Origin of the sequence: Pseudomonas sp. C8002 (assembly GCF_013385765.1) — a bacterium.
In the GTDB taxonomy this organism is placed as follows: Bacteria; Pseudomonadota; Gammaproteobacteria; order Pseudomonadales; family Pseudomonadaceae; genus Aquipseudomonas.
The window spans coordinates 19,701-27,978 of record NZ_JACAPJ010000028.1 but is presented as its reverse complement, the minus strand read 5'-3'; the positions used below and the strand labels follow the sequence as shown (position 1 = coordinate 27,978).

Sequence of the window (8,278 nt, the reverse complement as noted above, 5' to 3'; positions counted from 1 at the left end):
AGCCGAGTGAGGACTAAATGTGGGAGCGGGCTTGCTCGCGAAGACGGTGGGTCAGTTAATGAAGATAGCGACTGAAACACCGCTTTCGCGAGCAAGCCCGCTCCCACATTGACTGTGCCCACTTTGGATTTGCGGGGTTACTCGTGATGCGGCTCGCCCAGGAAAGTCAGGGAACTGAACAGTCCGCGAGTCGCGACATCAGCATTGTCTTTGAGCGGGATTTCCACCTGCGCCGCAATCACATTCAATCCTTCATTTCTCACCAGCACCCGGGCGCGACCGTCTTTATCGGTCTCGGTGCTCAGGGTGTTCGGTGCGTTGCGATAGTCTCCGATCAGCTTGACTCCTGCCGCCGGCTTGCCATCCAGCAGCACCCGTACCGGCAGTGATTTACCCGGGCCGACCGTCAGCGGATCAACTTCCGGCAAGATCAGTAGCTTGATCTGATCCAGCTGCGGCAACTTCGCCCCCGGCTGGTAGATCGCCAGGCTGTACTTGAAGGTCTGGGTCGACTCAATCGCCCCCGGCACCTTGCTGCGGCCCTCGTTGATCCACTTCTTGTCAGGCGTCTGTGACCACATCCCGTTATCCAGGGCGACCGCCAATACAGCCGGCGATTTGAGCGGCTTCAGGCGCGCATGGTCGGGCAGACGTTCCACGGTCACCGGGATCATTTTGCCGCTGGCGTCATAAGCCCAGGCGCCGCTGATTTTCTGCGCCTTGAACGCGTTGTCTTCGGCGCCGTGGCCGTAGATCACTTCGATATTGCCGCGCCGTTGTTCGGTCCACAGCCCGTGGGCCGAGACTTGGGTGGCAAACAGCAGGCCGAGCACGGCCAGGGATTTGAAGGCTTGCATGGTGACGTCCTTTTACAGGTTGAGGGTCAGGCTGACGGTGAAGTTGCGCGGCTCGCCGGGATTGACCCAGTAATTGCTGTAGGAGCGCTCGTAGTACTTTTCATCGAACAGGTTGTTGAGGTTCAGGCCCACGGTGACGTTGTCGCTGGCCTTGTAATGGGCCAGCAAATCGACGGTGTGGTAGGCCGGTAATTCAAAGCTTTTGCCGGTTTCGCCGGAGCGGTCGCCGACGTAGGTAAAGGCCGCGCCGAGGTCGGAGCCGCGCAGCAGGCCGTCCTGGAATTCATACACGCCGAGCAAGCTGCCGCTGCGTTTGGCTACGCCGAGAATCCGGCTGCCGGTGGGGATGGCTTTGTCGCCTTTGGTCACTTCGGCGTCGATGTAGGCAAAGGCGCCGATCACCCGTAAGGCGTCAGTCACCTGGCCGGTCAGTTGCAGGTCAAAACCCTGGCTGCGGGCCTTGCCCATGGCGCGCTGTGTGTCGGTAGCCGGGTCCAGGGCCAGGACATTTTCTTTCTCGATATGGAAGGCGGCGAGGGTGGTGCTCAGGCGGTCGTCGAACAGCTCGCTCTTGATCCCGATTTCATACCCCACGCCTTCTTCCGGCTTGAAGGATTTGCCGCCGGCGTCCAGGCCATTGTTGGGCTTGAACGAGGTGGAGGCGTTGGCGAACAGGCCCACTTCAGGCGTCAGTTGGTAGAGCAGGCCGGCGCGTTGGGTCAGGGCATCGTGGGTCTGCCGGCTTTTGGCATGGTTGCGGCTGAAGTCGTCGGTGCGCTGCTCGAAGTGTTCGAACCGCGCGCCGATCATCCCGCGCAGGCGGTCGGTGAAGATGATCTGGTCCTGCAGGTTCAGCGCCTGGCTTTTCACCCGTTCGAAAAAGTCAGTGCCGGAGCGTTTGCCGTTCGGTTTGGGCTGGCCATAGACCGGGTCATAGATGTCGATGGCGTAATCGCCGCCGGCGATGGCGGTCACCCGTTCTTTCTTGCGGTAGTCCTCGTACTCGGTGCCGATCAGCAATTCGTGCTGCCAACTGCCGATGTCGAACCGACCGCGCAGTTCGAGCTGCGTGATGCTGTCATGCCAACCGGTGGAGCGTTCGCGGTAGCGGCGGCTGAGGGTGTGGCCATCTGCACTCAATGGGCGGTTTTCCGAGGCGTTGCCCCACAGGCTGCCTTGTTTGTAATGGCTGGCCAGGCGCAGTTGCCAGGCATCGTTGAGGTGATGTTCGAGGCTGGCTTGCAGGCGGTTGTTGTGGTTGCGGATATCGCCGTCGTCGGGCTCGCCGAGAAAGGTCGAGCGGGAGACGCCGCTCCAGCGGTTGTTGGGCGCGACGATGCCGCGGTCGAAAGTGGAGCGGTGACGCACGAATTCACTTTCCACCAGCAGGTGTGTGTCCGGGTCCAGTTGCCAACTGATGGAGGGCGCGACGAAGACCCGTTTGGCCTCAACGTGGTTGCGGAAGCTGTGGTTGTCTTCCACCGCCAGGTTGACCCGCGATAACACGTTGCCCTCGCTGTCCAGCGGCGTGTTCGCGTCCAGCGCGGTGCGGTAGCGGTCCCAACTGCCGGCGCTGGTCTGCAGTGTGGTGAAGGCCTCGGGCTGCGGCTTTTTGCTGACGATATTCACCGTGCCGCCTGGGTCACCACGGCCATACAGGCTGGCGGCGGGGCCCTTGAGCACCTCGATGCGCTCGATATTCGCCGCGTCCGGCGTGCTCGGGTAACCGCGGTTGGCGCTGAAACCGTCCACGTAAAACTCTGACGTGGTGAAGCCGCGAACGCTGTATTCGTAGAGCGTCAGGCCGCCGAAGTTGTTCTGTTTGGACACGCCGCCGGCAAACTCAAGGGCACGCTCGACGTTGGTGCTGCCCAGGTCGTTGAGTACCGAAGCGGGAATCACGCTGATGGACTGTGGGATATCCCGCAAGGCGGTGTCGGTTTTTGTGGCGCTGGCGGAGCGGGTAGCGCGATAGCCCTTGACCGGGCCGGTGGCTGATTCGTACGCCTCGCTGGTGATGCGGGTGGCTTCCAGTTCAAGGGTGGCGGTGTCTTCGGCGTAGGCCGGGTCCACCAGCAAACCCAGGGCGATTCCCGCCAGCGGGGCAAATCTTCGAGACGGCATGATAGAGCGTTCCAATAGCGATATTGAAACAATATAACATGACTAATGAGAATGAATTTCTTTTGAAATATTAGGTAACAGGAACCCGCGAACGGGCTCCCGAAGCCGTTATTCCTCTTCTTTCACCGGTGCAGGCGGCGGACGCAGGCCGATTTCAGCCGACAGCTTGATTTCCTTGCCATTGCGCATCACCTGGATCGCCACCTTGTCGGTGGGTTTGATCCGCGCCACCTGGTTCATCGACTTGCGACCATCCCCGGCCGGCTCGCCGTCGATGCTGAGGATCACATCCCCCAGTTGCAGGCCGGCTTTCTGCGCCGGGCCGTCGCGGAAGATCCCGGCGACCACGATGCCAGGGCGCCCGGTCAGGCCAAACGACTCGGCCAGTTCCTTGGTCAGCGGCTGGACTTCAATCCCCAGCCAGCCACGAATCACCTGGCCATGCTCGATGATCGACTTCATCACTTCAGTGGCCAGCTTCACCGGAATCGCGAAACCGATGCCCTGGGAGCCGCCGGACTTGGAGAAGATCGCGGTGTTGATGCCGGTCAGGTTGCCGTTGGCATCCACCAGCGCGCCGCCGGAGTTGCCCGGGTTGATCGCCGCGTCGGTCTGGATGAAGTCTTCGTAGCTGTTGAGGCCCAACTGGTTACGCCCGGTGGCGCTGATGATGCCCATGGTCACGGTCTGGCCGACGCCGAACGGGTTGCCGATGGCCAGCGCCACGTCACCTACGCGCAGCCCTTCGGAGCGCCCGATGGTGATCGAGGGCAGGCCTTTCAAATCGATTTTCAGCACCGCGAGGTCGGTTTCCGGGTCGCTGCCGACCACGCGGGCCAGGGTTTCCCGGCCATCACGCAGGGCCACCACAATCTGGTCGGCGCCGGTGGTCACGTGGTTGTTGGTGAGGATGTAGCCTTCCGGGCTCATGATCACGCCGGAGCCGAGGCTGGATTCCATGCGCCGCTGCTTGGGCGAGTTGTCGCCGAAATAGCGACGAAACTGTGGGTCTTCAAACAGCGGGTGCGCCGGTTTGTTGATGACCTTGGTGGTGTACAGGTTGACCACGGCGGGGGCGGCGATCACCACCGCATCGGCGTAAGTCACCGGGCCTTGTACCACCGCGCTGGTTTGCGGTGCCTGTTGCAGGTTGACATCAAGGGTCGGCAGGCCGACCAGTTGTGGATAACGCTGAATAATCAGCATCGCGATCAGCACGCCAGCCAACAATGGCCATCCAAAAAAACGCAGTGCCTTGAGCATGAAGAAAAATCCTGACAGGTTGCAGGGGGCGGGAGAGCGCCCATAATGTCGCGCATTATACGAGGCCGTGAGCGCCTCTGAACGGGATATTTAGGAGTCTTTTATGGCCGTTGCCCTGAGCACCTTAGTCGAGGAAGCGGACCGCTACCTTAATAGTGCCAAAATCGCCGATTACTGCCCCAACGGCCTGCAGGTCGAGGGCCGACCGCAAGTGCTGCGCATCGTCAGCGGCGTGACCGCCAGCCAGGCATTGCTGGACGCGGCGGTCGAAGCCCAGGCCGACCTGGTGCTGGTGCACCACGGTTATTTCTGGAAAGGCGAAAGCCCGTGCATCACCGGCATGAAGCAGCGCCGCCTGAAAACCCTGCTCAAGCACGACATCAGCCTGCTGGCCTATCACTTGCCGCTGGACCTGCACCCTGAGGTCGGCAACAACGTGCAACTGGCCCGGCAACTGGACATCACCGTCGAAGGCCCGCTGGACCCGGACAACCTCAAGGTCGTCGGCCTGGTGGGCTCCCTGGCCGAGCCGGCGTCGCCCCGTGATTTTGCCCGCCGCGTGCAGGAAGCCATGGGCCGCGAGCCGCTGCTGATCGAAGGCAGCGAGATGATCCGCCGCGTGGGCTGGTGCACCGGTGGTGGCCAGGGCTATATCGACCAGGCGGTGCTCGCCGGGGTTGACCTGTACCTGAGCGGCGAAGCCTCGGAGCAGACCTTCCACAGCGCCCGGGAAAACGACATCAGCTTTATCGCGGCCGGGCACCACGCCACCGAGCGGTATGGTGTACAGGCGTTGGGTGATTACCTGGCGCGACGCTTCGCCCTCGAACACCTCTTCATCGATTGCCCAAACCCGATCTAACGAACACCACCGGACACATGTGGGAGCGGGCTTGCTCGCGAATGCGGTGCATCAGTCGCCATATGCATTGACTGACACACCGCATTCGCGAGCAAGCCCGCTCCCACATTTGATCGAGTCGGGCCAAACCCAGCGGTATATTGATATACCGTTTCGATCTAGCCAGCCCCCTCAATAGAATCAGGCGCTGTGCTAGCATGCCCCGCTCGAACACGGCCCGCTGGCCGTCCATAAGATCGTTTTTCCGTGAGTAACCATGGTCGACAAACTGACGCATCTGAAACAGCTGGAGGCGGAAAGCATCCACATCATCCGCGAGGTCGCCGCCGAGTTCGATAACCCGGTGATGCTCTACTCGATCGGTAAAGACTCCGCCGTGATGCTGCACCTGGCACGCAAGGCCTTTTTTCCGGGCAAGCTGCCGTTTCCGGTGATGCACGTCGACACCCGCTGGAAATTCCAGGAAATGTACAAGTTCCGCGACAAGATGGTCGAAGAGCTTGGTCTTGAGTTGATCACTCACGTCAACCCGGACGGTGTGGCGCAGGGCATCAACCCGTTCACCCACGGCAGCGCCAAGCACACCGACATCATGAAGACCGAGGGCCTGAAACAGGCGCTCGACAAGTATGGTTTCGACGCTGCATTCGGCGGTGCCCGTCGCGATGAAGAGAAATCCCGTGCCAAAGAGCGCGTGTACTCGTTCCGCGACAGCAAGCACCGCTGGGACCCGAAAAACCAGCGCCCGGAGCTGTGGAACGTCTACAACGGCAACGTCAACAAAGGCGAGTCGATCCGTGTGTTCCCGCTGTCCAACTGGACCGAGCTGGACATCTGGCAGTACATCTACCTGGAAGGCATCCCGATCGTCCCGCTGTACTTCGCCGCCGAACGCGAAGTGATCGAGAAGAACGGCACGTTGATCATGATCGACGACGACCGCATCCTCGAGCACCTGTCCGACGAAGACAAAGCCCGAATCGTCAAAAAGAAAGTACGTTTCCGTACCCTTGGCTGCTACCCGTTGACGGGCGCGGTGGAGTCCGAAGCCGAGACGCTGACGGACATCATTCAGGAAATGCTCCTGACGCGAACTTCCGAGCGCCAGGGCCGTGTCATCGACCACGATGGTGCAGGCTCGATGGAAGATAAAAAACGTCAAGGCTATTTCTAAGGGGCTGTCATGTCGCATCAATCTGATTTGATCAGCGAGGACATCCTCGCCTACCTGGGCCAGCACGAGCGCAAGGAAATGTTGCGCTTCCTGACCTGTGGCAACGTCGACGACGGCAAGAGCACCCTGATCGGGCGCCTGCTGCACGACTCCAAGATGATCTACGAGGATCACTTGGAAGCCATCACCCGCGATTCGAAAAAATCCGGCACCACCGGTGACGACATCGACCTGGCGTTGCTGGTCGACGGCCTGCAGGCCGAGCGTGAGCAGGGCATCACCATCGACGTTGCCTACCGATACTTCTCCACCGCCAAGCGCAAATTCATCATCGCCGACACCCCCGGCCATGAGCAGTACACCCGCAACATGGCCACCGGTGCCTCCACCTGTGACCTGGCGATCATCCTGATCGACGCCCGCTACGGCGTGCAGACCCAGACCCGTCGCCACAGCTTCATCGCCTCGTTGCTGGGCATCAAGCACATCGTGGTGGCCGTCAACAAGATGGACATCAATGGCTTTGACCAAAGCGTATTCGAGTCGATCAAGGCTGATTACCTGAAGTTTGCCGACGGTATCGCGTTCAAGCCGAGCACCCTGGCCTTCGTGCCGATGTCGGCCCTCAAGGGCGACAACGTGGTGAACAAGAGCGAGCGTTCGCCTTGGTACACCGGGCAGTCGCTGATGGAGATCCTCGAGACCGTCGAGATCGCCAATGACCGCAACTACACCGACCTGCGTTTCCCGGTGCAGTACGTCAACCGTCCGAACCTGAACTTCCGTGGTTTTGCCGGCACCCTGGCCAGCGGCATCGTGCACAAGGGCGACGAAGTCGTGGTGCTGCCGTCGGGCAAGAGCAGCCGCGTCAAATCCATCGTCACCTTTGAAGGTGAACTGGAAAACGCAGGTCCCGGCCAGGCCGTGACCCTGACCATGGAAGACGAAATCGACATCTCCCGTGGCGACCTGCTGGTGCATGCCGACAACGTGCCGCAAGTGACCGATGCTTTCGACGCCATGCTGGTGTGGATGGCTGAAGAACCGATGCTGCCGGGCAAGAAATACGACATCAAGCGCGCCACCAGCTACGTGCCGGGTTCCATCACCAGCATTGTGCATCGCGTGGATGTGAACACCCTGGAAGAAGGCCCGGCGAGCGCCTTGCAGTTGAACGAGATTGGCCGGGTCAAGGTCAGCCTCGACACGGTCATCGCCCTGGACGGTTACGCGAGCAACCGCACCACCGGTTCGTTCATCGTCATCGACCGTTTGACCAACGGCACCGTGGCTGCGGGCATGATCATCGCGCCGCCGGTGACCCATGGCAGCGCGGCGCAGCACGGCAAACTGGCTCACGTGGCCACCGAAGAACGCGCCCAGCGCTTCGGCCAGCAACCGGCGACCGTGTTGTTCAGCGGCTTGTCGGGCGCCGGCAAAAGCACCCTGGCCTACGCGGTTGAACGCAAGCTGTTCGACATGGGCCGTGCGGTGTTTGTGCTGGACGGCCAGAACCTGCGCCACGACCTGAACAAGGGCTTGCCGCAGGACCGTGCCGGGCGTACCGAGAACTGGCGTCGTGCCGCGCACGTGGCGCGTCAGTTCAACGAAGCCGGCTTGCTGACGTTGGCGGCGTTTGTTGCCCCGGATGCTGAAGGGCGTGAACAGGCCAAGGCGCTGATCGGCGGTGATCGTTTGCTGACCGTGTACGTGCAGGCTTCGCCGCTGGTGTGTGCCGAGCGTGATCCGCAAGGTTTGTACGCGGCGGGCGGCGATAACATCCCGGGTGAGTCGTTCCCGTATGACGTACCGTTGAATGCGGACCTGGTGATCGACACCCAGGCGTTGTCGCTGGAAGACAGCGTCAAGCAAGTGCTGGAGCTGCTGCGCCAGCGCGGCGCGATCTAAGCTTCACGCGCGCAAAAAAGCCCGCCATGTTGGCGGGCTTTTTTATGGGGCCTTGGAAACAACTCGGTCAAATGTGGGAGCGGGCTTGCT

General features: G+C 61.2%; 6 protein-coding genes. 3 read left to right on the top strand and 3 right to left on the bottom strand.

Annotated elements, in window-relative coordinates; translation table 11 throughout:
* Positions 1–137: 137 nt before the first annotated feature.
* The 3 genes from HX814_RS25925 to algW all read right to left on the bottom strand — a co-directional run bounded on the left by HX814_RS25925 (position 138) and on the right by algW (position 4,244).
* Complete coding sequence (locus HX814_RS25925) at positions 138–857, bottom strand: DUF4198 domain-containing protein (RefSeq protein ID WP_177010045.1); 720 nt, start codon at positions 855–857, stop codon at positions 138–140.
* Between the two features lie 12 nt (positions 858–869).
* The gene (locus HX814_RS25920) at positions 870–2,981 is read right to left on the bottom strand and encodes a TonB-dependent siderophore receptor (protein WP_177010044.1); all 2,112 of its coding nucleotides are present in this window, start codon (positions 2,979–2,981) and stop codon (positions 870–872) included.
* Between the two features lie 108 nt (positions 2,982–3,089).
* Entirely contained in the window at positions 3,090–4,244 is a 1,155-nt protein-coding gene (algW, locus tag HX814_RS25915) for a Do family serine endopeptidase AlgW (protein ID WP_003208442.1), read from the bottom strand.
* Between the two features lie 103 nt (positions 4,245–4,347).
* Here algW and HX814_RS25910 point away from each other — a divergent pair, with 103 nt between their 5' ends.
* From HX814_RS25910 to cysN, 3 genes are all read left to right on the top strand, one after another.
* Positions 4,348–5,106, top strand: coding sequence for a Nif3-like dinuclear metal center hexameric protein (locus tag HX814_RS25910; protein WP_003208444.1), 759 nt, complete (start codon positions 4,348–4,350; stop codon positions 5,104–5,106).
* Between the two features lie 256 nt (positions 5,107–5,362).
* Positions 5,363–6,280: a sulfate adenylyltransferase subunit CysD gene (gene cysD / locus HX814_RS25905; protein WP_003208447.1), complete on the top strand. Its 918-nt coding sequence runs from the start codon at positions 5,363–5,365 to the stop codon at positions 6,278–6,280.
* A gap of 9 nt (positions 6,281–6,289) precedes the next feature.
* Entirely contained in the window at positions 6,290–8,188 is a 1,899-nt protein-coding gene (gene cysN / locus HX814_RS25900; RefSeq protein WP_008432291.1) for a sulfate adenylyltransferase subunit CysN, read from the top strand.
* Positions 8,189–8,278 lie beyond the last annotated feature (90 nt).